This is a genomic window from Nitrosospira multiformis ATCC 25196 (assembly GCF_000196355.1).
Taxonomy (GTDB): Bacteria; Pseudomonadota; Gammaproteobacteria; order Burkholderiales; family Nitrosomonadaceae; genus Nitrosospira; species Nitrosospira multiformis.
The window spans coordinates 3,139,230-3,164,470 of record NC_007614.1 but is presented as its reverse complement, the minus strand read 5'-3'; the positions used below and the strand labels follow the sequence as shown (position 1 = coordinate 3,164,470).

Sequence of the window (25,241 nt, the reverse complement as noted above, 5' to 3'; positions counted from 1 at the left end):
AGCAGTAATACAGTTCCCGAGATGGGGCAGGCGTTACAATTCTTCAATTCGTACCTACAAGGAGTAGAGCAAATGATTAAATCGATGGTCATGGTCTTGACGAGTGCTGTTCTGGCCGTGTCATTGCCCGCCTCGGCGCATACCGACGAATATTTCGAGACTCATGCCGCGCCCCACGGCGGGCAGATGCGTATGGCGGGGCCCTATCATCTGGAGCTTGTAACCAAAGATAAAGAATTGACGGTTTATGTAACAGATCATGCGGATGCGCAGATCAACACAGAAGGAGGCGTGGGCAAGGCGGCATTTCAGGTCGGCAAAGCCAAGCCGAAAACTTCCATAAAGCTCGAGCCGGCGGGAAATAACATGCTGAAGGGAACAGGAGATTTTGTCCTGACCCCGGATACGGTAGTCGTCGTATTTGTCAAATTGCCGGAACAAGAGGCCCAATCCGCCCGGTTCACTCCGTTGAAGGCTGCGGCAAAGGATGCGCAGAAAAAGAGCGATAAAAAATCAGAAGAGGGTCATGGTGATCACGCCGGTCACGGAAATCACAGCGGCCACAGTGGGCATGGGGCACACGGCCAAGGCGGGAACCAGGGTAGCGATCATAATCACCACATGCATCACTGATTATTATCAAGCCGCGGCCCGCAAGGATGGAATGGCGGGTATCTGCGTTTATAAAGAATAAGCGCAGATAAACCGGCGGCAATGGCGCCAGACTCAAAAAAGAGATAACGGGCAGCTGAAATGGAAAGCCTGGCGCCGTGGAGCCTGCAGGGGATTGCTTATCAGCGATTCCCTGTAAGCCTCTCCCCTGGAGGGCTGATATTCAGTGCGGCTTGTCGTCCCCGTTGTATATCGATGCTCATCAATATCATCAAGCCAATAATAAAATAGCTGCCGGTAATCAACATGGCCAGCCGGTGGTCTCCTCCAGAAATCCAGCTCACGATCCCATACGTGATCGGACCGAGTATCGAGGATAAATTGACTGCAAGTCCCCACAGTCCGAAAAATTCGGCGCGTCTCGCATCCGGACTCAAATAACCTATCAGTGCGCGCCCTGCCGATTGGGACGCTCCCAGGCAGAGGCCGGCGACATTGGCAGCAAGCCAGAACACGGGACGCGTCACAGCCATCCATGCCAGCAGCACCATTACAATCCAGCCTCCGAGGGTCAGCGCGATGGTGGGAATATGGCCGATTCTGTCCTGGATATGGCCGAAGGCGAACGCACCGATCGAGGCCGTAATGTTGACAACCAGAACCAGAAACATGGTATCGCCGGTATCAAAGCCCATTACCTGCTGCGCATAGATGGCGGCTAAAGTAATCACCGTCTGAATGCCCGCCTGGTAAAACACGATACATGCGAGAAAGCGTACGAGGTCGCGAAAATCGCGCACATGATGGAACGTGACAAGCAAGCGGCCAAATGCTTCGCGCGCGACATGGCGCTCCGCCGGATGCGGTTGCGGCAGCGCACGTTCCTTGAGAAAGAGAAAAGTCGGTATGCTCGAAATCGCGAAAAGGCCGGCCGTTATAAGCATTGCGCCCGGAACGAACTGCTCTGCAGGCCTGCCCTGGCCTTGTGCCCAGGTCACGTAAGCCAACGACAATCCCAGGCTGATCAGTCCGCCAACATAGCCGAAACTCCAGCCCCACCCGGAAACCTTTCCCAATGCCTCGCCGTGGGCGAGTTCCGGGAGAAAAGCAGAAATCAAATTCGTGCCGCTGCTGAAAAAAAAGTTACTTAGCACGATCAATACCACGGCCAGCATCAGATCGCCCGGACCGACAAAGTAAAGCAATGCGGTAAAAAGCACGCAACCGATTGTGCTTATCAGCAGCAGAGGCTTTTTCATCGCATATGCATCGGCATAAGCGCCTATCACCGGTGCGGTCACCATAATAAGCGCGTAAGACACTGCCAACGCAGCTGTCCAGGCAAACGTCCCCCACGCTTCATTATTCGCCACTACCGCCACGAAATAGGCGTTAAAAATAGCGGTAATCACAACGGTGGTGTAGCCTGAATTCGCGAAGTCGAACATTGCCCATGACCAGACTTCACGTCGGCTTACCCCCGGAGCGAGATATCGGGACTTATCTTGTACCTGCATGAGATCCAATATGGTGTGATACCCTTGTGGGCCTGATTCGCTCTCGTTCAGCCCCCATAATTACCTGGGGATAGATGTGGCTCACATGATACCTGAGTATTCAGGAAATACTCAGCCATAGCAGGGTTCAGCAGCCGCTCTTCATGTGAAGTAAGCGCTTACTGAGACCAAATCTCAATGTTTTGCCTGCCCTACCCCACCGCAGACGTTTACCAGGACGCCTATCAGATTCAGCATGCCTTCCATCAACACATTCAGGTGTTCCTCGGTACACTCAAATGAGCGCAGCAGGGTTAAGGTGTCTATTACTGCTATCTCTCCGTGTTTCACCTGATGGTGAGCCAGATTTAATGCAAGCAGTCGCGCGCACTCCGCCAGCTCGTCTTTGGTCGCCTTCTTGATCAGAATATTCGCGAGATCGTAGGCTTGATCGTAAGTTATCAGGTCATTCATCTTCAGCTGCCTATTATTGGTTTATCAAGCAAAGTCTCCTGGACCAGAGCCTGCTAGTGATAGGAGCAGGTCCAGGTAAAACTCTTCCCTCTTGGCCTGATACAGCCTAATTCCTCACGCCAGCAAGAGTTTCCAGTGCTCCATGATAATCGCATCAGAGCGTTTTACTATTGGACCTTGGTACGGCCTTTCGACAGATTGCTGAAACGGCAGTAAAAGAAAGCAAAAAGAACACTACTCCTGGCGAAGCGGGGCATTGATTCACTGCTGGAATGAGATTCAGCAGGTGATTAACGCATGTGGAGTTCCATTTATCCGCATGAGCTGGGCGTCGCTATATCACAATTGCAGAAAGTATCGATATCCCGGGCTTATGCGTTAAAGCGTTTCGTGAGCAATAAAATGAGCAATGACGTGACAGAAGTTATATCGTTAACGATGTGGAGCGACCAAGAGAGCCTACGCGAGAATTACCAGCCATATTCTTAGAAGCATCAGTACCGAATAGCTCTCTCAAATCGTCGAGCTAGTCCGGCACCTATCTTCTATCTTATAAGAATTACCCTCGAACACATGCTGGTGGAACTTGGCTAGTTCTTGTTCAAGGAGGGCTTGCTTGTGCTACTCCTCGGGCTTCCTAACGTCCCTGTCCATCTGGTCTACCCAATATTGGACAGCGATACGGAGTATGTCCACCCGGTCATCCTTGGCTAGGAGAGCCTCTTTCTCAGAAGTGACTCTCCAGGAAGCTCTAGGATAAACGATATTGAGTCTTCCTAGGCAAGGGTATGGGAAAGAGCTGATAATTAAGTGCAGGGCGTCTGATTGAGTCTCAGGGGATCTTGAAGTTTTTCATCGATCAAAAACCACCCGCCATACCGCTTGGCAAGCTAGATAACTCCCCCTAGGTGTCACCCAGATTTGATTGAAGGCGAACCCATGTCTCACCGCGGGCAATAGCCAGGATCAAATTCAGAACTCATCGGGGTACCAAGGGGGAATGCCTGCCATTGCGGTAAGGAGTACCCTAAGACAAATTTTTGATGAAATATTTAGGAGCTGCTGGAATGAGACGCTATGCTCACGCTCTCATGCTCGCATTATTTCCCGAATTGCCTGAACATCATTTTCATGAATTTTAGAAAGATGGGATAACTCTGCGAGTCGTTTTCCATAGGGGGTAATTCTCAGGTTCGCTGGGATGACATGAACCCAAGAAGGAACCCCATAAAGAGGACCTTGATCGTAATTTACTTGAGATAAAAGTCCCCACCCTTCAAGCTCGAAACATTCCTGCATTAGTGAGCTTAGTTCATCTGAACCCTTCTCTTTATCCAGGCAGTTTGTACGCAACCCTTCCTGTTCCCTTTCCTGGGAGAGCATTGCGAGAATACAAATCTCCCGATAAGTAGCGGATTTGAGAAGGCGTAGCAAGCGGTTAGCCTCATCGGGCGAGATTTCGTCAGTAAATGCTACAGAGACATATAGATTACCTATATAACTGATTTTCTTCTCTTGGTGTTCTGAGCGGGACATCTCAAGGATGGCATCACATAACTCATCAGCCGAGCTACGTATTGCTGGCTTCATATCAAAAAAGCCATCTTCTCTGGGTTTATGCCCTTGTTCGAGGCGGTCTTTGATTTCAAGGAGTATAGAATTACCTAGCCTATCTAACCGCCGTTTCTCACTAGACGATAATAAATCCATTCCGTAGCCAAGAGTACTGGATATTATCGATGTTCCCATCCCAATGCTGAATACAGTCGAGGGACTATCCGTTAAGAACTGACAGAGAGCGGAAATTCCAGTTATCAAGGCGATTGGCCCCGCTTTTATTAGGCTCCTGGCTTCTTCCAAGTTTCTTTCTTCTTTATCCATACTTTGTTCTTGTTACACTGATTCCCTTCTTTGTTTAAGCCTCGGCAAAGCTACATCTTATCTAGCCACATCTTCAACTGCTTCAACCCGTGCCCTAGCCCGTACTTGTCCCTAATGTCTTCCTTATTCCACTCCCCTACTGCATCCTGAATATCCTTAAGTGCTGCCTCCACATTACACAAGCAGCCCGCATTGTGTGGCAAAACTTATGAGTTGTCTTATTGACACCTAAGCGAGAATCAATCCACTTATCGAGCGTGTTGGAAGCAATGAGCCGCCTTGCATTCGGTCTTATTGGTGTACTGAGGGAAAGCAAAAAGTTGACCCGGCTGTGCTGCCTGGATAATTCTTTGTGCTGCCCATAGGGAAAGCCCTACCAGGGGATATTTCTCTTGCTGGATTTAGTCTTAAGGGGGCGAAGGATGGAGGCGAACGGAAACGGGGGATAGAAGAATTCAGGTGTAAATACTTCAATATCAGAATTTCAGCCCTCAGCTTCTGCTATGCGGCATCCTTGTATTACTTAATTATTTATAACTAGTGCTGTTGAGAGGCGCAAGGCACTCTAACTTACCCTGAAAAGCGGCGCCAACACGGGTCTTGAGGCGGAGGATTAAAGAAAGTACTACAAGAGTACCACAAACTACCTTTAGGACACATTTCTACCGCAGCAGGAGTTGATCATTCCCATCAAGAATTGAACCCCCACGGATCGGGGTTCAGAAAATAAATCGTAACTCGCAAGGACATCCTAGTAAGAGGGGCAGAGGCCACACAGGTTGGATAAGCGTTGGAGACTTGACGACCAACTGTTCACCTATTCAAAACAGGCTAAAATCGGCATAACCAGCTATTTGAAGGGTCACCCCGATATCAAGGACGTGATGCTCGTGCTCGTGCTCGTTCTCGTGCTTTGCGGCCTGTACGGAAGCGTTTTGTCCTTGAACCAGAACATGGAGGTGGAAGAATTTCAAAAGCTCACAGTCACGCTAAGTGATATCAGTCCAGCTTTTCCTTACGGCCATCCAAATACAGCTTATAACCGCCCTTACTCACTGGCCCGCCCTTCATGACCCAAGCTCTATCTCCAAGCAGAGAGACAAGCCGATGCCAAAGCCGAAGCTCTGCATCTCGATCAAAGTTGCTTACCCCTACAAAATGCAGCTCTTTTGCACGCTTGGGTACAGGATACCTGCCTGACCATTCGATATATGGTGATAAACGGCTCAAGGCTTCCATCTCTTCCATAGTAATTGCCAGACTGACACATTCCGGCCGTCGCGCAAGTGCTTCGAGTCTATGGGTATAACAGTCCTTGGGCAATGGAGGAGATTCGCCGTTTTCAAGTCTCACAAGTGAAATAAAGCCCTTGAGAAGGCACTCAAAGGCCATACCAAGTAGCATCTGGTATTCAGCCAGAAAAGATAGGGTTGGCTCTTCGTCACGAACCGGGGCGTCTAACCAATACCGGGGCGTCTAACCAATCAAGACGAGCGGCCGCAGCTTGCAAGCTCCGCGCTCTAAATAGCCACCCCCCAGGGCTTTCTTGGCGAGCAAGAAATAAATGCTCCTGAAACTTTGCATCCATGTACTGATAAAAATATTATTGGCACGGTTACAGTTACAATTTTCTAAATTGATGGCCATAACGGAGACACAATAAAGAGCGCCCCAACCTTTTCCACATACTTCCGCCAATACGGCATTGATATAGCCTCTAAGAGTGAGCGAAGAAGAGTTTATTTACATAGAAAGGGCATGGGTGTAATTACATCCCGCTATGCACAAAAGTGCTTGTATCACTGCATACCAGCAGGCCGTAAAAAGTTATCGAAAGCTAGAAGTCAGGGGTTGAGGCTGTCTTCCTCTGACTCTTCATCAAGCTCTTCCGCTTGGAGAAATCCGTTATACCTTAATCGGACAATACTAGATTCTTATAGCGGCAGAGTGGAGATTTGCCGTGTGTCGTATAGTCGAGTGCGAGTGGGATAGGAAGAGCTGAACAAGAAAGTATACAGTGTGACTTGTAAGGAATTCCTCCACTTGGGTACAGAGGAGGAAAAGTGCTGCCCATGTTGATTCGTACTTTCTATTGAGTTCACCAACCCTTTTAGCAATCAATCCTGGGTCGCTAGTTTTTAGGTTAACCTTGACATGGGTTGCACCGTGGTAGCGATGCAGTAAGTCCTTGGGGTGGGTAATAATAGGTATTACCACGATGATAGATGTACTTGATTGACACGCTAAAGATGCGGCCGAGCAATAGCTTCATTAGAGGGTACCACAAAAGTATCCCCACAATAAAGCTATTTTTTGGATAAGAGATTGATTTTACTTATTAATCACTTGCAACTGGTGCTGTTGAGAGGAGTCGAACCTCCGACCTACTGATTACGAATCAGTTGCTCTACCAACTGAGCTACAACAGCCTGGGAAGGGATCAGAATAAACCATGCCAATTATAGTCTTTTGGAAAACGACGAGCAAACGTTCTCACTTGGGACACCGCTGCGGATGAAAGAAATAAAAGAAAACAGAGAAGTCGGAGAAGTCGCCGTCCCGTGCATAGGCGCGAGCTCACTTAACCAACCCCCCATAAATCTTCAACTCAACCTTCTGCTCCAGCAAGATTCCGCTTCGATCAATCCGGATGGGGCTCCATCTTTCTCCAAAAAGAGCTCATCTGAAGCATTTGAATTCCTCGTTGAAATAAAAAAACGTAAATTCCAACATATTCGCCGAATGGCCGAGAATCACTAGACAATTTCCTGCAATTGGGTCACACTTGCCGCCATGAAAGATGGCTCAAACCGCTGCCAAAATATCCTGGTTATCCATGGGCCGAACCTGAATTTGCTGGGAATCAGGGAGCCTTCGATTTACGGAACTGTCACATTAGAAGAAATTAACAGAAATTTGGCGAAATTAGCCGAAAAAGAGGGCATTGGTCTTGATTGCTTCCAAAGTAACACCGAGGGAGAGCTGATAGACCGAATCCAGCAGGCGGGTGCTGAAAAAACAGACTTCATTATCATCAATCCTGCCGCTTATACCCATACCAGTATTGCCTTGCGTGATGCACTTGCGGCTACCCGGATACCTTTCATTGAAATTCACCTTTCCAATATTTTTGCTCGCGAATCTTTCCGCCAGAAATCTTTTTTTTCCGATATGGCGGTGGGGGTCATAAGCGGTCTGGGAGCAAAGGGATACGAGCTCGCCTTCAATTATGTGCTGGGCCGCAAGTGATGGGCGTCAAGGATGGCAACGAAGTGATCGGGTACCATTGAGGAGCTGAGAATTCCTTTTGATAAGCCAATGCAGTGGTGGCTCATCTCACCCCTTGTGTTTTGAAACAGGGGTATTTTTCAAAAAGCAAAAACACAAAGTCCGCGTCTTCGGGCGCTGACAGATGGTTAGAGGTTTTGACAGAACATAACGCAAAAGGAACCGATCGGGAGACCCTATATGGACCTGAGAAAGCTTAAAAAACTGATTGACCTGGTGGAGGAATCCGGCATTGCCGAGCTGGAGATAACGGAGGGTGAAGAAAAGGTTCGCATCAGCAGATCCACGCCGTCGATGCAGATGCCCGCAATCGCAATGCCTTCTCCGCAACCCGCCCCGGTACCCGCCATCATTCCGCAAGCTGCGCCAGTCACCACCCCGGCAACAGCCGCCGCCGAAATACTGCCCCAAGGTCATATGGTCAAATCGCCCATGGTGGGCACGTTCTATCGTAGTTCCGCCCCCGGCAGCAATCCGTTCGTCGAGGTGGGTCAGACAGTCAAGGAGGGGGACACGCTCTGCATCATAGAAGCCATGAAGCTGCTCAATGAAATAGAGTCGGACAAGAGCGGTGTGATCAAGGCAGTGATGGTGGAGAACGGCCAGCCTGTCGAGTATGGCGAACCGCTGTTCGTGATTGAATGATTCGGCTTTTAGCCGCGCTACACGCTACCCCGAGGGACACCCGCATCAATAGAAGAGGAGAAATCACCTCCATCATGAAACCAGATACGAGCGGCAGACATGTTTGAAAAAATACTGATAGCAAACCGTGGCGAGATTGCCTTGCGGATACAGCGTGCATGCCGTGAGATGGGTATCAAGACTGTAGCGGTGCACTCCCAGGCCGATGCCGAGGCAAAATATGTAAAACTCGCTGATGAGTCCGTATGCATCGGACCTGCTCCTTCGGCACAAAGCTACCTCAATATTCCCGCCATCATCAGCGCCGCAGAGGTCACCGATGCGGAAGCCATTCATCCGGGTTACGGGTTTCTGTCGGAAAATGCCGATTTTGCCGAACGTGTGGAAAAAAGCGGCTTCGTCTTTATCGGCCCGCGGCCCGAGACGATTCGGCTGATGGGCGACAAGGTCAGTGCCAAGAACGCCATGAAAAAGGCGGGCGTGCCTTGTGTCCCGGGCTCGGACGGCGGTCTCCCCGAATCGGTGGACGAAATCAAAGCCATCGCTCGTGCCATCGGCTACCCTATCATTATCAAGGCCGCGGCAGGTGGGGGCGGCCGTGGCATGCGCGTGGTGCACACTGAAGCAGCGTTATCGAACGCGGTGATCATTACGCGCAACGAAGCTCAGGCCGCCTTCGGCAACCCGACGGTCTACGCCGAAAAATATCTGGAGAACCCGCGCCACATCGAGTTTCAGGTATTGGCGGATGAGCATCGCAACGCCATCTATCTGGGGGAACGGGATTGCTCCACGCAGCGCCGCCATCAGAAAATTATCGAGGAAGCACCTGCCCTGGGCATTCCCCCCAGATTGCGCGACAGAATGGGAACCCGTTGCGTCGACGCATGCAAGCGCATCGGCTATCGCGGTGTGGGTACATTCGAGTTTCTGTTCGAAAAAAACGAGTTCTATTTCATTGAGATGAATACGCGCCTGCAGGTCGAGCATACCATTACCGAGGCCATCACCGGGATCGATCTGGTGCAAGCGCAGATCCGCGTGGCAGCCGGCGAAAAGCTCACTCTGCGGCAGCGCGACATCGTGTTGAAGGGTCATGCCATCGAATGCCGTATCGCGGCCGAAGACCCGTACAAGTTCACCCCGTCGGCAGGGCGTATCACCCAGTATCATGCTCCCGGTGGCCCTGGCATTCGTGTGGATTCCCATATATATCATAACTACTTCGTGCCGCCCTATTACGATTCCATGATAGGCAAAATAATCGCGTATGGAGACAACCGCGAGCAGGCGATAGCACGAATGCGCATTGCGCTGTCGGAAATGGTGATCGGCGGCATCAAAACCAATACGCCGCTCCACCTTGACCTGTTGTCCGACGCCGCTTTTCTGAATGGCTGCACGAGCATTCATTATCTGGAGCAAAAGCTTGCCAATTATAATAACAATTCCGGCTGAGGCTCTATCGGCCTCGTTACTGGAACTCGGGTAACGGACGGGGGTGAGGTAGGAGCCTCTCGGGAAACGGGCCTGGAATGTTCTGCCCGCCGTCTGCTTACGCAGCCAAATGCAAGGGACGTACCCTCATGCCCTGGATTTCAGTCATCATAAAAACGGACAGCATGCATGTCGAGATCTTAAGCGATGCGATGCTGGCTTTGGGCGCGCTGTCAACCGACATCCATGATTCCGCAGCGGGAACCGAGCATGAGCAACCCTTGTTTGGCGAACCAGGAGAGCCCGCCGCAGGAGTCTGGCTTGCTCCGGAGCTGACTGCGCTATTCAAGGGGGATACCGATATTCCCGCAGTAATGCGCGCTGCGGCCGAAGCGGCGGCGTTGCCTGCTCCCCCGAGCTATCGTATCGAATATGTGGAAGAACAGGATTGGGTACGGGTAACCCAGTCGCAGTTCAATCCGATCCGCATATCCTCCCGCTTGTGGGTCGTGCCAAGCTGGCATGAAATACCTGATCCGAATGCCATCAACCTGATCCTCGATCCGGGACTCGCCTTTGGAACCGGAACTCATCCTTCTACGCAGTTGTGCCTGGAATGGCTTGACGAAAATCTCGGAGGAGGCGAAGATGTTCTTGATTACGGTTGTGGTTCAGGCATATTGGCCATTGCCGCGCTCAAGATGGGCGCTCATCATGTTGTCGGCATCGACATAGATCCGCAAGCGGTGGAGGCAAGCTGCCAGAATGCAAGGCTTAACCAGTGCTCGGAAACCGAAATAGAGTTTCATACACAGATGGCGGAGCGGACGGATACAGAACGCGGGGGCTGGGCGAACATCGTTGTTGCCAATATCCTCGCCAATCCGCTGATCATGCTGGCTCCCATACTGACGCATGCTGCCCGGCCGGGAGGACGCATTGCCCTATCCGGTATACTCGCGGAACAGGCAGAAGAAGTGATGGCGGCCTATCAGCAATCGTTTGATATGCATATTGCGCTAAATCGTGAGGGATGGGTCCTGTTGACAGGCGCGAGGAAGTGAATTCGATTAAACAAAAACCAGAACCGGAATGCCACTTGTAACTCGATGTCCTAACTGCTTAACGGTCTTTCGCATCACGCCTCTGCACTTGCAGGCGCATGGGGGCGAGGTGCGTTGCGGGCAGTGCAATCATATATTTAATGGCTTCGCTTCGCTGCTGACCATGGAGGACCCGGAAATCATAAAACCGGGGAAGACCGGGGAAGCGGCAAGAGCGTCGGAAAATACTTCGCAACTTTCTCCTGATGCGGGGATTTCCCACCCTGAAGCGCTACAGGGCGGCGGTGTGCGGGAGCCAGGGACGCCGGAACCTCACATCTCTGAATCGCCATCAGCGCAAAATCCGCCGGAGTCATTGACATCAGAGCCGGCCGGGACAGCACCTGTCAAGCCAGAGGCAGCAGAGGCTCGCGCTCCTGAAACGCCTGCAAGGGGGAAACCTGACGCCAGGGCCGCAAAAAAAGCAGACAAAGCGCGGGACAGGCGGGTTGCGAGAGAACAAATTCCGCAAACGGGTAACGCGATGTATGCCGGCCTGGAAGACGACATGCTGGATAATTATTTGCCGGAGCACTACATTTCCAGGAGAGGGCAACTGCCGGAGATCACGGCTGCGTGGGCGGTTGCCAATCTTTTTATGCTCATCGTGCTCGTGGCGCAGATCCTCTATGCATTTCGCAGTGACCTGGCGGCTAGCATGCCAAGTACCAGACCCTTTCTGGAGCAATATTGCAAAGTTTTGCAATGCACTGTTTCTCTGCCGTCATCCGCCGCTTCGGAAAATACGGCATCGTCCGGAATGAGCGCGAGCCCGTCTATTGGTTTTACTGCGCCCGCTGACAAGCAATCATCTGTTTTCGGTCATTATCGCCGCGTCCATTCACCTTGCCCGACAGGGCGAGTTGCCTGACTTCGTCAATTCCTCACTACCTGTCTCAGGTGCCTGCCCGCCCTCTGGCTACCCGATTTGGGGTAAAATCGATGTCCCGTTAAATTAGGTATTCCTCTTTTGGAAGATGGCGTCTGAAAGCCTGATCGAAATCCAAGGCCTGAATTTCTCTTATGGACAGCGTCCGATTCTCAAGGGAATCGATATGACGATGGGAAGAGGGAAAGTCATTGCCATCATGGGTGGCAGCGGCAGCGGGAAAACAACCTTGTTGCGCCTCATCGGCGGGGCCGTGCGCCCGACTTCCGGCTATGTGAAAGTTGCAGGCCAGGTAGTGCATAAACTGAAGCGGGACGAGCTTTTTCGCATGCGCCGAAAAATGAGCATGCTATTTCAGTTCGGCGCATTGTTTACCGATCTCTCGGTATTCGACAACGTGGCTTTCCAGATGCGGGAACATACGAACCTGCCGGAGTCCATGATACGGGACCTTGTGTTAATGAAACTCCAGGCTGTGGGTTTGCGCGGCGCACACGAGCTGATGCCTAACCAGCTTTCCGGCGGCATGGCGCGCCGCGTCGCGCTGGCGCGCTCGATTGCGCTTGATCCTCTGCTTATCATGTACGACGAGCCTTTCACCGGACTCGATCCCATTTCACTCACAGTGATCGGGAACCTGATACGACGCCTGACCGATGCCTTGGGCATGACCTCCATCGTCGTAACGCACGACGTCCAGGAATCCTTGAAAATTGTCGACTACGTTTATTTCATCGCGGACGGAGTGATTGCGGCCCATGGCACGCCGGACGAGGTGCGCCGATCGGTTGCACCGTTTGTACATCAGTTCGTTCATGGGGAAGAAGACGGTCCCGTCTCGTTTCACTATCCCGCCAGGCCCTATGCGCAGGATCTGAAACTGGAGGGCAGTTTTGCCTAGGCGTATCGTAACTGGTATCCAGAGCGTCGGTCATCGCGTCATAGACAGTATCTGGCGCTTGGGCTACGCCAGCCGTTTCTTCCTGCTGACCTTGATCAAGTCCGGGACCAGTCTGCGCCGCTTTACCCTGGTGATACGGGAGCTTTATTTTACCGGAGTACAGTCGCTCATCATCATCCTCGTGTCAGGGCTTTTTGTCGGCATGGTACTCGGCTTGCAAGGCTTCGAAACCTTGCAGCGCTATGGAGCAGAATCTGCGGTAGGCACCATGGTGGCGTTGTCATTGCTACGCGAATTGGGGCCTGTAGTGTCCGCGCTGTTGTTCGCCAGCCGCGCCGGTTCGGCAATCACAGCGGAAATCGGGCTGATGAAAGCGACCGAGCAACTGGCGGCAATGGAAATGATGGCTGTAGATCCGATTGCGCGCGTAGTCGCGCCCCGGTTCTGGGCGGGCGTGATTTCAATGCCGTTGCTGGCAGCATTGTTTTCCGCCATAGGCATCTATGGCGGCTATCTGGTGGCTGTCGTACTTATCGGAGTGGATGAAGGTTCGTTCTGGTCGCAAATGCAAAGCGCCGTCGATTTCCGCTACGATGTGGTCAACGGCATCATAAAAACCTGTGTTTTCGGCATCGCGGTGACGGCAATCGCCGTGTTCGAGGGGTATGATGCGGCGCCCACGGCCGAGGGCGTATCCGGTGCCACAACCCGCACCGTGGTGACTTCTTCACTCGCAATTCTTGGACTCGATTTTATCTTGACCTCGTTCATGTTCAGGGGAATGGGCTGATGCAGCGCGCAACAATGGATTTGTGGGTAGGACTGTTCGTCATGGCAGGTATCGGCGCATTGCTCGTGCTGGCGTTGAAAGTCGGCAATCTTGGTACTTATAGCGCGAGTGACAGCTATCAGGTGACAGGCAACTTCGAAAACATCGGAGGGTTGAAAGTGCGGGCGCCGGTAAAGAGTGCCGGTGTCGTCGTCGGCCGGGTGACGGACATCCGGTTCAGCACGGAGACATATGACGCTCTGGTGATCATGAATATTGACAGCCGTTATAAATTTCCCAAGGATACTTTTGCCAGCATCCTTACCTCCGGTTTGATCGGGGAGCAATATATCGGCCTGGCTGCCGGGGGGGATGAAGCGACGCTCAAGGATGGCGACACCATCATGAAAACCAATTCTGCCCTTGTTCTGGAAGAAATGATCGGGAAATTTTTGTTCAATAAGGCCTCAGAAGGAGGCAGCAGTGAAAATTCCGACAAGAACTAGAAAGGGCAGTAACAAGTCCAACGCCTGCGGTGGCTCCGTGTCCCGTATTTCACGGATAAGGGCCTGCGGGCAGGAAGCAGGAGCAGTTGATGCGGGCACGGGAAGCGCAACCGCATAAGCATTTCGTGTATTGAGCAGTCTAATCAAGCGAGGAAATCATGAAAAAATATCTTGGTATCTCAGGTCTGCTGGCAACCTGGCTGGTCGCATTCCCTGCTGCCGCCGCAGAAATCAGTCCTGATACGCTGGTGGATAACACCGCTCAGGAAGTATTGTCGATCGTTCGGCAGGACAAGGAGCTGCGTGCGGGCAATATGGCCAAGATTCTTGATCTGGTCGAAGCCAAGGTTCTACCGCATTTCAACTTCACCCGCATGACCCGACTCGCCATGGGCAAGAACTGGAATAAGGCAACCCCACAGCAACAGGAGGAATTGGTGAAAGAGTTCCGTACGTTGCTAGTGAGGACTTACTCCAATGCCCTCAGTACCTACAGTGACTACAAGATCAAGGTTGAGCCGGTCAGGAGCAAGGCAGAGGACACGGATACCACCGTCAAAACCAAAGTCATGCAGGATAGCGGGCAACCCGTGGATATCGACTACAGCATGGAAAAAACAGGGGACGGGTGGAAAGTCTACGATGTGACAGTGGCAGGCGTAAGCCTCGTCACGAATTACCGCAGCACGTTCAATAGCCAGGTGCGTGAAGGCGGTGTGGAAAAATTACTGAAAACCCTCGGGGACAAGAACCGTGCGCTGGCCGCTAACGATAAAAAAGCAGCCGGCGAATTAAAGACGGTAGCCACGCAGTAGCCGATGACCACTATCGTCCGGCGTGAGGGCGGGGAACTCAGCGTCGAAGGATCGATTACGATCGATAACGTCGTTTCGGTGGTTGCGAACGGTGTGGCTTTGTTTGACGGGGCAGAGGTGATAATCGATCTGGGACGGGTTACCGAAGCCGATTCCGCTGCCGTCAGCTTAATGCTGGAATGGCGGCGCGAGGCAGCACGCCACCATCGCAAGATACGCTTTCTCAATATGTCCCGGAATCTGCAGAGCCTCGTGCAACTGTACGGGGTATCCGAATTGATGAGTGGGGCATAATTCGCAGAAACCAGTCTGCCGCTTGCAGATCAGTTGTCGCCAAGGAATCGCGTAACGGTATGTTTCCTGCTCACCTGCACCCCGGCTTCTGGCGAATGCATTACGGTTTCGTTTTGGTTCCTTCCTCCTTTATCCCCACATGACACCCGCCATAGAAGTGGAGCAGATGCACAAACGTTATGGTGCACTGCAAGTTCTGGGGGGCATCGATCTCAAGGTAGACCCAGGCGAGTTTTTTGCCTTGCTGGGCCCCAACGGCGCGGGCAAGACCACGCTTATCAACATCGTGGCAGGGCTCACCCGCGCAACCAGCGGCCGGGCGCGGGTGATGGGATACGATGTGGTCTCCCATTACCGTGAAGCGCGACGCATGCTGGGCGTGGTTCCGCAGGAGCTGGTTTTCGATCCGTTTTTTACTGTCCGCGAAACCCTGGCCATTCAATCGGGATATTACGGGTTGAAGAACAATGGCCCGTGGATAGAGGAAATCATCCATCATCTCGATCTCGCGGATAAAGCCGATACCAACATGCGAGCGCTCTCAGGCGGCATGAAGCGGCGCGTACTGGTGGCCCAGGCATTGGTGCACAAACCGCCGGTCATCGTGCTGGATGAGCCGACCGCCGGGGTGGACGTCGAGTTGCGCCAGGGACTCTGGCGCTTCATCAAGCAGTTGAATCGGGAAGGCCATACCATCGTATTGACCACTCATTATCTCGAGGAAGCGGAAGCGCTCTGCAGCCGCGTGGCAATGATGAAGCAAGGCAATATCGTTGCCCTAGACAGCATCAGAAACCTGACCAGCAGCGTATCGGGATGTTTCGTGCGGCTGCGGCTGATGCCCGACACGCTGCCTCCCGCACTACAACCGCTAATGAGCAGCCGCGAAGAGGGTTGCTACATACTGACCCTGGCAGAGTATTCCCAACTCGAGCAGGTCATGGCCACATTGCGCACAGCAGCACTGCAAGTACTCGAGATGCAGGTGTTGCAGCCTGATCTGGAAGAGGTATTCATACGGATCATGGGCACACACAAAATCAGGCAGCCCGAGGCCCTATCCGTATGACCGGGTTTCTCACACTGCTCTACAAGGAGTTGCTGCGATTCTGGAAAGTCGGATTCCAGACGGTATTCGCGCCCATGGTATCCACCCTGCTATATCTCCTGATTTTTTCGCACGTGCTGGAAGAGCATGTACAAGCGTACCCCGGTGTTGCGTATACAGTTTTTCTCGTGCCTGGCCTGGTGATGATGGCGATGCTGCAAAACGCTTTCGCCAACTCCTCATCGAGTCTCATCCAGTCCAAGATCACCGGTAATCTGGTTTTTATCCTGCTGTCGCCGCTTTCGTATCACGAAATATTTTTCGCCTACGTCACTGCGTCGGTCGTGCGAGGTCTGGCAGTGGGTCTGGGCGTCTACCTGGTTACCCTGGTGTTCTTCGATGTGCCCCTGTCCTCGTTCTCCTGGGTGCTGATGTTTGCGTTGATCGGCAGCGCATTGCTGGGAGCTATGGGCGTCATTGCCGGTATCTGGGCGGAAAAATTCGATCAGCTCGCCGCGTTCCAGAATTTTGTCATTCTGCCGCTGACGTTTTTATCCGGCGTCTTCTACACAATTCCCTCATTGCCACCCTTCTGGCAAGGCCTGTCGCACCTGAATCCGTTTTTCTACATGATCGATGGTTTCCGCTACGGGTTTTTCCACGCATCCGATATCTCACCCTATTTCAGTCTCGGCATTGTAGCCACGTGCTTTATAGCGGTATCATGGCTGACGCTGCAAATGCTCAAAAGAGGCTACAAGATCAGGCACTGACTATGGTTTTTAGGGGTGGAACGGGATACATTCATGCCCATTCTCGTTTTTTATGGCAAGTGCCAGCAAGGGAAACTACAGGAAAGTAAGGGAAACTATAGATGGTTACAGCGGACAGCATAAAAACACATATCGAGACATCCATGTCTTGTGAACTGGTGCATGTGGAAGGGGATGACGGCTACCATTTCAGTGCCCTCATCGTCAGCCCGGAATTCCGGGGGAAAAATATGGTGCAGCAGCACCAGCTGGTTTACCGGGCACTCGGCGACAGGATGAAACAGGAGATTCACGCACTGTCCATGAAAACCATGACGCCGGAGCAGTGGGCGGAAAGCAACAACCAGAACTGAGCTCCCCTTGGGGACTAGGGCTGCGCAATCTGGATTCGAGAACAGAGACTCCGCCGGGGTATCAGGCGGCAGGCGCCATGACCGCACGCAGCTTCTGCATGGCCTTGGCTTCGATCTGGCGGACACGCTCGGCGGATACTCCCAACTCATCGGCGAGCTCATGCAGCGTCGCAGTGTCTTTTTCCCGCAGCCAGCGGGCCTCGATGATGTGGCGGCTGCGAGCATCCAGGCTCTCGAGCGCCTGCTCCAGTCCTTCACCCCGCAGACGCATGGTTTGCTCGTCCTCCAGCACATGGGAGGGTTCGGAACCATCGGTCAGGTAAGCAATGGGGCTGAAGGTTTCCTCATCGTCGTCTTCCGACAGGGGTTCGAGTGAAATATCGCGGCCGCTGAAGCGGGTTTCCATTTCCACCACTTCCTCGGGCTTTACACCCAGCTGTTCTGCAACCTCGGCAACTTCCTTCTGGCTCATGGTATCGAGAGCCTGTTTCAAGCTGCGTAAATTGAAAAATAGCTTGCGCTGAGCCTTTGTCGTGGCAATTTTAACCAGGCGCCAGTTGCGCAGTATGAATTCGTGGATTTCAGCCTTGATCCAGTGTACTGCAAATGAAACCAGCCGGACGCCGCGCTCGGGGTCAAAGCGCTTGACCGCTTTCATCAATCCGATATTTCCTTCCTGTATCAGGTCAGCCTGAGGCAAGCCATAGCCTTTGTAACCCCGCGCGATGGCGACGACCAGGCGCAGGTGCGACAGCACGAGCTGGCGCGCAGCATCTATGCTGCCCTCATCACGCAGCGACCGGGCCAGTTGCAGTTCCTCTTCCTGAGTAAGGATGCGGAACTGGTTGACGGACTGAATGTAGTTTTCGAGGCTGCCGGCAGAAGGTACGGTTAAAGCGAAAGTCATTTATCCTCCTTGGTTTCCTGTGAACGTTAACCGTTTCCCTTTAAGAGCGTCAACATTTTTGAAAGTTCCCTCCACTATTCATTGTAAAGTACCTTAACCTTATGAATTATCGGGATTCTATTTTCAGAAGATGACTCACGACAGACAACCAGGCACCGAGCCAGCCAAGGCCAGCCGAAAACAGAAACATGATCAGGCTATCTCCCATGGAAAGATGATAAAGGCGGAAATCCGTTTCATACAATTGCATCAGATGCTTTACCGGCTCGTCAGTGAGGTGGATCCCCAGAGAGATGATGAGCCATGCGACGATGCCGCCTACCAGGCCCTGTATTGCCCCGAAATATAAAAAAGGGCGACAGATAAAGCCGTTGGTTGCGCCAATCAGCTTTGCCACTTCTATTTCATCCCGCATGGTCAGGATCTGGAGGCGTATGGTGTTGAATACCACAGCAACGACGAGAAGGCTGAGCAGCACGCTGAGCATCCAGGCCGCAAGCCGCCCCAGCTTGAGCAGCGCATCCAGACGCTGCGTCCAGGCAGAGTCCAGTTGCACATGCTCGACTTGCCGGAGTTCCGACAAGGCCCTGCTCAATGTTTCGAGTGTCTCTGTTGAGACGTCCTTGGCAGTAACAACGAACGCATCAGGCAGCGGGTTTCCTTCGAGGCCCTCCATCACTCCGGCCAGCCCCGGGTTCTCCTTGAACTGCTCAAGGGCGCTGGCCTTGGGAATGAACTTGAAACTCTCCACGTGCGGATTTTCTTTCAGAAAAGATTCAATTTTTCCTACGTCACTCTCGGTCGCATTCAGTTTTAAAAAAAGACTCAACTGAGGACCGCTCGAAAAATGGCCCGAAAGTGCCTCGACATTCTCGAGAAACACATAAATTCCTGCTGGCAGACTGAAGGCAATACCGATCACTCCCAAGGTCAACAGCGTGCTGAACGGGATCAAGGCCAGCCGCCTGAAGGCGAGCGCCAAAGCGTGCCAGTGATACGAAAGCCAGATGTTCATCCAGTCAACTCGCCGTGACTGAGAGTGAGAATACGTTGCGGGGTGCCACCGAGCAATTCAACATCGTGAGTGGATATAAGTACGGTAACGCCTACCTGATGAAAAGATTTGAAAATAGCCATGATATCCTTTGCATACTCCATATCCAGATTGCTCGTCGGCTCATCGGCGATGAGTATCGAAGGCCTGCTGACAATGGCGCGCGCGATGCACAGCCGCTGTTGTTCTCCCCCCGAAAGCGTGATGGGACGCGCTTTCTCCTTATTCAGCAGCCCTACCTTGTCGAGCGCGGCGCGCACCCGCCTGACAGCCGCTTTCGACTCGAAACCGCTGATCTGCAGGGGAAGCAGAACATTCTCAAAAACGCTGCGGTCGAACAGCAACTTCTGATCCTGAAACACCAGTCCGAAGTTGCGGCGCAGGAAAGGAACAGCGGCATCATTGAGTCTGCCTACATCCTGGCCATTGACGATAACGCTGCCGGTGGTGGAACGCTCGATCGCGGCAATGAGCCGCAGCAGCGTTGTCTTCCCCGCTCCCGAATGGCCATTGATCAAGGCCATCTCGCCTGTTTCTACTGTGAAACTGACATTCCGGAGTGCCTCGAAACCGTTGGGGTAGCGCTTGGAAACCTCACTGAAGCTGATCATCTATTGGTACGGCGAGCTGGCCGGGTCAACTCCATCTCAACTCCATCCTTTTCGTATATTTCCCTCAATCAACTCAATCAAACAACGCTCCGACAAATTCGCGTGCGACGAAAGGCCTCAAATCGTCCAGACCCTCACCTACACCGATAAACCGGACAGGCAACGGGACTTTTTGCTGGCGTTGGCGGGCGATGGCGGCAAGCACGCCTCCTTTTGCGGTTCCATCCAGCTTGGTGACAATGAGACCTGTCAGGCCAAGGGCATCGTCGAATGCCTGTACCTGATTGACTGCATTCTGCCCGGTATTCGCATCCAGAACCAGTAACGTTTCATGAGGCGCCCCGGGCTCGGTTTTGGCAATAACGCGCTTCACCTTTTTTATTTCCTCCATGAGGTGGAGTTGCGTGGCCAGCCTTCCGGCAGTGTCCGCCAGCACGATATCGATGCCCCGCGCTTTCGCCGCGTTGACGGCATCGAATATGACCGCCGCCGGATCACCTCTTTGTTGATCGCTGCTTTCCTGCGCGATCACCGCGACGCGGTTGCGCTCCCCCCACGCCATCAGCTGCTCGCGCGCTGCGGCACGGAAGGTATCGCCCGCGGCGAGCAGCACGGACTTGCCCTGCAGTTGATAATAATGCGCAAGTTTTCCAATGGAAGTGGTTTTTCCGGCACCGTTCACCCCGGTCAGCATGATGATGAAAGGGTGGTGGGCGCTGGTATCGAGGGGTTGCGCAAGCGGTTCCAGCAGGTCGACCAGCGCCTCCTGCAACGCCTCTTTGAGCTGCGACGCATCGGTCAAGCCGTTACGTTTGACTTTTCTGCGCAACTCCTCCAGCAGCCAGGTGGTGGCACTGACACCCGCATCCGCCGTGAGCAATATGGTTTCCATCTCCTCGTAGAGATCTTCATCGATTGCTCCGCCACCGAAGAGACCCGAAAGGCGCTTGCCAAGGTTGTTACGCGTGCGGGACAGGCCTTGCCGAACCCTCACCCCCCAATTCGAATTCGGAGGTTCGCTCGTCGTGGAATCATTTTTGGATTTGAAGAAACTTGCCATTCTGGTAGGCTGTCAGTATTTGAGACCTCGAAGTAAACCTCACGCAATCTTATTCTGGATTTTATTCTGTTTATCCGGATTCAGGTATTAATTAAAAAAGAAGATGACTTATCCGTGCTTTCGCTTTTTGCCGGCTTGCTTATGGGCGGCTCTCGTAATCCCCGTCTCGCTGTTCTCCTCCGCCGCTCTTGCCAGCACGCATGAATTCACTCTGGGTAATGGCTTGCGGCTCATCGTCAAGGAAGATCATCGTTCCCCGGTCGTCATCTCGCAAATCTGGTACAAGGCCGGGAGCATCGACGAGGTAAACGGCAGGACTGGCGTCGCCCACGTGCTTGAACACATGATGTTCAAGGGCACGAAGAAAGTACCGGGCGGCGAGTTTTCCCGCCTCATCGCAGCGGCGGGGGGCCGTGAAAACGCTTTCACGGCGCAGGATTATACGGCCTATTTTCAGCAATTGCATAAGTCCCGGCTGCCGCTGGCGATGGAACTGGAATCGGACAGGATGCGCAATCTGGTGCTGACAGAAGAGGAGTTTTCCAAGGAAATCAAAGTCGTGATGGAAGAACGGCGGTTACGTACGGACGATCAGGCGCGCTCTCTGGTCCATGAGACACTTATGGCGACCTCCTATCAGTCGCACCCTTACCGGCATCCGGTGATAGGCTGGATGAACGATCTGCAGAACATGACTGTGGGGGACGCCCGGCAATGGTATGAACGCTGGTATGCGCCCAACAATGCTGTGCTTGTGGTGGTCGGGGATGTAGACCCCCGGCAGACCTTCAATCTGGCGCGAAAATACTACGGACAGATAAAGGCGAAGCCCGTGCTGTCCCTGGACCAACGCAAGCCACAGATCGAGCCGAAGCAGCTCGGCGTCAAGCGGCTGACAGTAAAAGCGCCCGCGCAATTGCCCTACGTTGCAATGGCTTATCATGCTATATCGCTGAGCAAGCCGGAAACGGACTGGGAGCCGTATGCACTCGAGATGCTGGCGGGCGTGCTCGATGGGAATGAATCGGCGCGGCTCAATAAAGCCCTGGTGCGTGAGCAGCGCATCGCCAGCACGGCCGGAGCCAGCTATGATTCCACCGCGCGAGGTCCCGCGGTGTTTTATCTCGATGGCACACCGAGCGAAGGCAAAACAGTGGGTGAGGTGGAAGCGGCGTTGCGTGCCGAGATCGAAAAGCTCGTACGTGACGGCGTGACAGAGGAGGAGCTTGCGCGCGTCAAGGCACAGGTGGTGGCGGGACACGTTTTTCAGCTCGATTCCATGTTTTTCCAGGCAATGCAGATCGGCCAGCTCGAAAGTATAGGATTGTCCTATCGCGATGTGGACACCATATTGCGTAAATTGCAGGCTGTTACCGCCGAACAGGTGCGCGAGGTGGCAAAAAAATACTTGAAGGACGATAATCTGACGATTGCAGTACTCGATCCGCAGCCCCTGGAACAGAAAGCACCCGCGGCAGTACCGGCGGGTTTGCGGCATTAAGCGGCGAGGTTGAGAGATGCTCCGTCACCTGTTTTTCCTTTTCCTGGGCTTTTATTCCCAATGGGCGTACGCCACTCTGCCAATCCAGCACTGGCAGGCAAACTCGGGTGCCCGCGTTTACTTCATCGAAAGCCGCGACTTGCCCATTCTCGATGTGAGTGTGGATTTCAGTGCGGGTAGCAGCACCGACACACCCGATAAATCAGGCCGCGCGGCGATGGCCCTGCATCTCGTGAATCTGGGAGCGGGAGGATTGACCGAAGACCAGCTCACCAAGGGATTCGCTGATGTCGGCGCGCAGCTGGGCGCCCATTTCGATCAGGATCGGGCGGGGATTACGCTCAGAACATTGAGCAGCGCGCGCGAGCGTGGCCGCGCACTGGAATTGTTCGGCAAGGTCATCCAGCACCCCGATTTTCCTGAATACGTCCTGGGGCGGGAAAAAGCGCGTGTCATCGCAGGGCTCAAGGAAGCGGATACCAAACCCGGCAATATTGCCGACCGATCGCTGATGAAAATGCTCTACGGTACCCATCCTTATGGATTGAGAGGTTCGGGTGAGATCGAGAGCGTGAGCAAGCTGGGGCGTCAGGATATGATCGATTTTCACCGGTTTCGCTATACGGCGGTAGATGCGGTGGTGTCGATCATGGGAGATGTAAGCCGTGACGAAGCCGCAGCGATTGCCGAATCCCTGACCAAGGATCTGCCACGTGAAAAACGAGGACAAAGCATCCCGGCAGTGACGCCACCCGTCCAGGGCACCCAGCGGATCGCCCATCCGGCTACCCAGAGTCATATCCAGCTCGCCTATCCCGGGATCAAACGCGATGATCCCGATTATTTTCCTCTCATTGTGGGAAATCACATCCTTGGCGGGGGCGGATTCACCTCACGCCTGATGGAGGAAATCCGCCAGAAACATGGGCTGGCCTACAGTGTTCACAGTTCGTTTACCCCCCTGAAAGAAGAAGGCCCTTTCGAGATCGCATTGCAAACCCAGAAAGAACAGTCTGAAGAGGCGCTTTCCATAACCCGGAAAGTCCTGGCTGATTTTATTGCCGGAGGGCCAACGGAAAAAGAACTGATCGAAGCAAAAAAAAATATCATCGGCAGCTTCCCGCTGCGTATCGACAGTAACAAGAAGATACTCGGATACCTCGCCATGATCGGTTTTTACAATCTGCCCCTGACCTATCTGAATGATTACGTAAAGGCGGTATCGAAGGTAACCATCCCCCAGGTAACCCAGGCTTTCCAGCGACGCATCAATCCCTCCGGCATGGTAACCGTGGTGGTGGGTCTTCCGGACACGAGTGGAAAGTAAAAAACTTTTTGCAAGCCGCTTCCTCCTGACAGACGTTTTTCTCTTTTTTCATCGCATGCACGATGAGAAATAGAGTTCGAATCATAGGAGGTGAGTGGCGCAGCCGCATCCTGACTTTTCCCAACGATATGGACCTGCGTCCCACCCCTGACCGGGTGCGCGAGACGGTCTTCAATTGGCTAGGGCAGGATATGAGCCACAAACGCTGCCTCGATCTGTTTGCAGGCAGCGGCGCAATGGGTTTCGAAGCAGCTTCGCGTGGAGCGGCGGAAGTCGTGATGGTGGAATCCAGCCCTGCGGTATTGAAAGCGCTTCGCGCCACCGCCGAGAAACTGGGGGCAACGCGCATTGAACTGGCGGGAATCGATGCCATGAATTTTATTGATTCCGATCGGCGCCGCTTCGATGTGATATTTCTCGATCCACCTTATCGTCTCGATTTGTTGCCCAGGCTACTGCCCAAATTGCACGCACATCTTGCCGATGGAGGAATGGTCTATCTGGAAGACGATTGCCCCGCGGAGTTTGAAGGATGGGCAGTGTGGCGCAGGGGACATGCAGGAAAGGTGTGCTATCACTTGTTAAGCTCCACGATAAATTAAATGGATAAAGCGATATACCCCGGTACTTTCGATCCCATTACGCGGGGTCATGAAGATCTGGTGCGACGTGCCTCCGGTTTGTTCAGGGAGGTGGTGGTAGCGGTCGCTGCAAGCAGCGGAAAAAAACCGTTCTTTACCCAGGAGGAGCGGGTGGCGATGGTGCGTCAGGTGCTGACGGATTATCCCAACGTTAAAGTCATGCCGTTTTCAGGCTTGCTGATGGAGTTCGCGCAACAACAGCAGGCGAGGGTAATCGTGCGCGGTTTGCGAGCTGTGTCGGATTTCGAATATGAATTCCAGATGGCAGGAATGAATCGTACGCTTTATCCGGATGTCGAGACTTTGTTTCTTACGCCCTCCGAGCAATATATGTTTATATCCGCCACGATCGTGCGCGAAATCGCCTTGTTCGGCGGCAATATAGAAAAGTTCGTGCACCCCCTTATTTCGACGCAACTTGGAATGAAGATCGCGTCGAAGGACAAATCATCGAGGTAGCCATGGCTTTAATGATCACCGATGAATGCATCAATTGCGACGTGTGCCAGCCAGAGTGCCCGAACAGCGCCATTTCGCCCGGCGAGGAGTACTATGAAATAAACCCTGATCTATGCACGGAATGCGTAGGACACCACGAAGAGTCGCAATGTGTGGAAGTATGTCCTGTAGACTGCATCGTTCTCAACCCGGATATCGCTGAAACCCGAGAGCAGCTATACAAAAAATACCTTGATCTTACCGGGCAAGCGGTTCAGGAATAGCCGATGCCGAGCGGGAAGCAAGAGGACCCGTTCTCCCTTATCCTTCGTTCTCTCTTCACGCTGGATTTGTCAAAGGGTTGAATGGACGGAGTGCGGCAGGTGGGCCGGCGGGAAAAATAGCCGGCAACCGGTTA

The 25,241-nt window shown here is 53.1% G+C and carries 27 protein-coding genes and 1 tRNA gene; 19 read left to right on the top strand and 9 right to left on the bottom strand.

Annotated elements, in window-relative coordinates:
• The first annotated feature begins 72 nt into the window (after positions 1-72).
• Complete coding sequence (locus NMUL_RS14370; protein ID WP_011382038.1) at positions 73-633, top strand: hypothetical protein; 561 nt, start codon at positions 73-75, stop codon at positions 631-633.
• Positions 634-794: 161 nt separating this feature from the next.
• Here NMUL_RS14370 and NMUL_RS14365 read toward each other — a convergent pair whose 3' ends face one another.
• The 5 genes from NMUL_RS14365 to NMUL_RS14345 form a co-directional block, all read right to left on the bottom strand.
• Complete coding sequence (locus NMUL_RS14365; protein WP_041352670.1) at positions 795-2,129, bottom strand: MFS transporter; 1,335 nt, start codon at positions 2,127-2,129, stop codon at positions 795-797.
• Between the two features lie 174 nt (positions 2,130-2,303).
• The gene (locus NMUL_RS14360) at positions 2,304-2,582 is read right to left on the bottom strand and encodes a hypothetical protein (RefSeq protein WP_011382036.1); all 279 of its coding nucleotides are present in this window, start codon (positions 2,580-2,582) and stop codon (positions 2,304-2,306) included.
• Positions 2,583-3,671: 1,089 nt separating this feature from the next.
• Entirely contained in the window at positions 3,672-4,463 is a 792-nt protein-coding gene (locus tag NMUL_RS14355) for a hypothetical protein (RefSeq protein ID WP_011382035.1), read from the bottom strand.
• 999 nt (positions 4,464-5,462) lie between these two features.
• On the bottom strand, positions 5,463-5,867 hold the full coding sequence (locus NMUL_RS14350) for a hypothetical protein (RefSeq protein ID WP_041352669.1): 405 nt from the start codon (positions 5,865-5,867) through the stop codon (positions 5,463-5,465).
• Between the two features lie 949 nt (positions 5,868-6,816).
• A tRNA-Thr gene (locus NMUL_RS14345) sits at positions 6,817-6,892 on the bottom strand.
• A 364-nt stretch (positions 6,893-7,256) separates the two neighbouring features.
• Here NMUL_RS14345 and aroQ point away from each other — a divergent pair.
• The 13 genes from aroQ (at position 7,257) to NMUL_RS14275 (ending at position 17,284) form a co-directional block, all read left to right on the top strand.
• Positions 7,257-7,712 carry a type II 3-dehydroquinate dehydratase gene (aroQ, locus tag NMUL_RS14335; RefSeq protein WP_011382033.1) on the top strand — a complete coding sequence of 152 codons (456 nt, stop codon included), beginning with the start codon at positions 7,257-7,259 and terminating at the stop codon, positions 7,710-7,712.
• A 219-nt stretch (positions 7,713-7,931) separates the two neighbouring features.
• Positions 7,932-8,396 (top strand): acetyl-CoA carboxylase biotin carboxyl carrier protein, encoded by a 465-nt coding sequence (gene accB, locus NMUL_RS14330; protein ID WP_011382032.1) that lies wholly within the window; start codon positions 7,932-7,934, stop codon positions 8,394-8,396.
• Positions 8,397-8,495: 99 nt separating this feature from the next.
• On the top strand, positions 8,496-9,854 hold the full coding sequence (gene accC, locus NMUL_RS14325) for an acetyl-CoA carboxylase biotin carboxylase subunit (protein WP_011382031.1): 1,359 nt from the start codon (positions 8,496-8,498) through the stop codon (positions 9,852-9,854).
• 128 nt (positions 9,855-9,982) lie between these two features.
• Complete coding sequence (prmA, locus tag NMUL_RS14320; protein WP_011382030.1) at positions 9,983-10,897, top strand: 50S ribosomal protein L11 methyltransferase; 915 nt, start codon at positions 9,983-9,985, stop codon at positions 10,895-10,897.
• A gap of 28 nt (positions 10,898-10,925) precedes the next feature.
• On the top strand, positions 10,926-11,807 hold the full coding sequence (locus NMUL_RS14315; protein ID WP_011382029.1) for a zinc-ribbon and DUF3426 domain-containing protein: 882 nt from the start codon (positions 10,926-10,928) through the stop codon (positions 11,805-11,807).
• 106 nt (positions 11,808-11,913) lie between these two features.
• Positions 11,914-12,726 (top strand): ABC transporter ATP-binding protein, encoded by an 813-nt coding sequence (locus tag NMUL_RS14310; protein WP_011382028.1) that lies wholly within the window; start codon positions 11,914-11,916, stop codon positions 12,724-12,726.
• On the top strand, positions 12,719-13,516 hold the full coding sequence (gene mlaE / locus NMUL_RS14305) for a lipid asymmetry maintenance ABC transporter permease subunit MlaE (protein WP_011382027.1): 798 nt from the start codon (positions 12,719-12,721) through the stop codon (positions 13,514-13,516). The genes NMUL_RS14310 and mlaE overlap by 8 nt, the downstream gene beginning before the upstream one ends.
• A complete protein-coding gene (mlaD, locus tag NMUL_RS14300) occupies positions 13,516-14,001 on the top strand; it encodes an outer membrane lipid asymmetry maintenance protein MlaD (protein WP_011382026.1) in 486 nt (161 codons plus the stop codon). The genes mlaE and mlaD overlap by 1 nt, the downstream gene beginning before the upstream one ends.
• Before the next feature lie 158 nt (positions 14,002-14,159).
• Entirely contained in the window at positions 14,160-14,816 is a 657-nt protein-coding gene (locus NMUL_RS14295; RefSeq protein WP_011382025.1) for an MlaC/ttg2D family ABC transporter substrate-binding protein, read from the top strand.
• Between the two features lie 3 nt (positions 14,817-14,819).
• On the top strand, positions 14,820-15,110 hold the full coding sequence (locus tag NMUL_RS14290) for an STAS domain-containing protein (protein ID WP_011382024.1): 291 nt from the start codon (positions 14,820-14,822) through the stop codon (positions 15,108-15,110).
• 139 nt (positions 15,111-15,249) lie between these two features.
• Complete coding sequence (locus tag NMUL_RS14285) at positions 15,250-16,179, top strand: ABC transporter ATP-binding protein (RefSeq protein ID WP_011382023.1); 930 nt, start codon at positions 15,250-15,252, stop codon at positions 16,177-16,179.
• Complete coding sequence (locus NMUL_RS14280; protein ID WP_011382022.1) at positions 16,176-16,931, top strand: ABC transporter permease; 756 nt, start codon at positions 16,176-16,178, stop codon at positions 16,929-16,931. Before NMUL_RS14285 ends, NMUL_RS14280 begins: the two co-directional genes overlap by 4 nt.
• 101 nt (positions 16,932-17,032) lie before the next feature.
• On the top strand, positions 17,033-17,284 hold the full coding sequence (locus tag NMUL_RS14275; RefSeq protein WP_011382021.1) for a BolA family protein: 252 nt from the start codon (positions 17,033-17,035) through the stop codon (positions 17,282-17,284).
• Between the two features lie 61 nt (positions 17,285-17,345).
• On the opposite strand, the gene rpoH is transcribed toward NMUL_RS14275, so the two are convergent.
• From rpoH to ftsY, 4 genes are all read right to left on the bottom strand, one after another.
• Entirely contained in the window at positions 17,346-18,191 is an 846-nt protein-coding gene (rpoH, locus tag NMUL_RS14270) for an RNA polymerase sigma factor RpoH (protein ID WP_011382020.1), read from the bottom strand.
• 106 nt (positions 18,192-18,297) lie between these two features.
• A complete protein-coding gene (ftsX, locus tag NMUL_RS14265) occupies positions 18,298-19,206 on the bottom strand; it encodes a permease-like cell division protein FtsX (RefSeq protein ID WP_011382019.1) in 909 nt (302 codons plus the stop codon).
• Positions 19,203-19,856 (bottom strand): cell division ATP-binding protein FtsE, encoded by a 654-nt coding sequence (gene ftsE, locus NMUL_RS14260; RefSeq protein ID WP_011382018.1) that lies wholly within the window; start codon positions 19,854-19,856, stop codon positions 19,203-19,205. The genes ftsX and ftsE overlap by 4 nt, the downstream gene beginning before the upstream one ends.
• Before the next feature lie 73 nt (positions 19,857-19,929).
• Positions 19,930-20,916, bottom strand: a complete 987-nt coding sequence (gene ftsY / locus NMUL_RS14255; RefSeq protein ID WP_011382017.1) for a signal recognition particle-docking protein FtsY — start codon at positions 20,914-20,916, stop codon at positions 19,930-19,932.
• Positions 20,917-21,019: 103 nt separating this feature from the next.
• Here ftsY and NMUL_RS14250 point away from each other — a divergent pair, with 103 nt between their 5' ends.
• From NMUL_RS14250 to NMUL_RS14230, 5 genes are all read left to right on the top strand, one after another.
• A complete protein-coding gene (locus NMUL_RS14250) occupies positions 21,020-22,417 on the top strand; it encodes a M16 family metallopeptidase (protein ID WP_011382016.1) in 1,398 nt (465 codons plus the stop codon).
• Positions 22,418-22,433: 16 nt separating this feature from the next.
• Entirely contained in the window at positions 22,434-23,744 is a 1,311-nt protein-coding gene (locus tag NMUL_RS14245; RefSeq protein WP_011382015.1) for a M16 family metallopeptidase, read from the top strand.
• A 62-nt stretch (positions 23,745-23,806) separates the two neighbouring features.
• Entirely contained in the window at positions 23,807-24,346 is a 540-nt protein-coding gene (gene rsmD, locus NMUL_RS14240) for a 16S rRNA (guanine(966)-N(2))-methyltransferase RsmD (protein WP_011382014.1), read from the top strand.
• Positions 24,347-24,844, top strand: coding sequence for a pantetheine-phosphate adenylyltransferase (coaD, locus tag NMUL_RS14235; RefSeq protein ID WP_011382013.1), 498 nt, complete (start codon positions 24,347-24,349; stop codon positions 24,842-24,844).
• Between the two features lie 2 nt (positions 24,845-24,846).
• Positions 24,847-25,107: a YfhL family 4Fe-4S dicluster ferredoxin gene (locus NMUL_RS14230; protein WP_011382012.1), complete on the top strand. Its 261-nt coding sequence runs from the start codon at positions 24,847-24,849 to the stop codon at positions 25,105-25,107.
• The last annotated feature ends 134 nt before the right edge of the window (positions 25,108-25,241 follow it).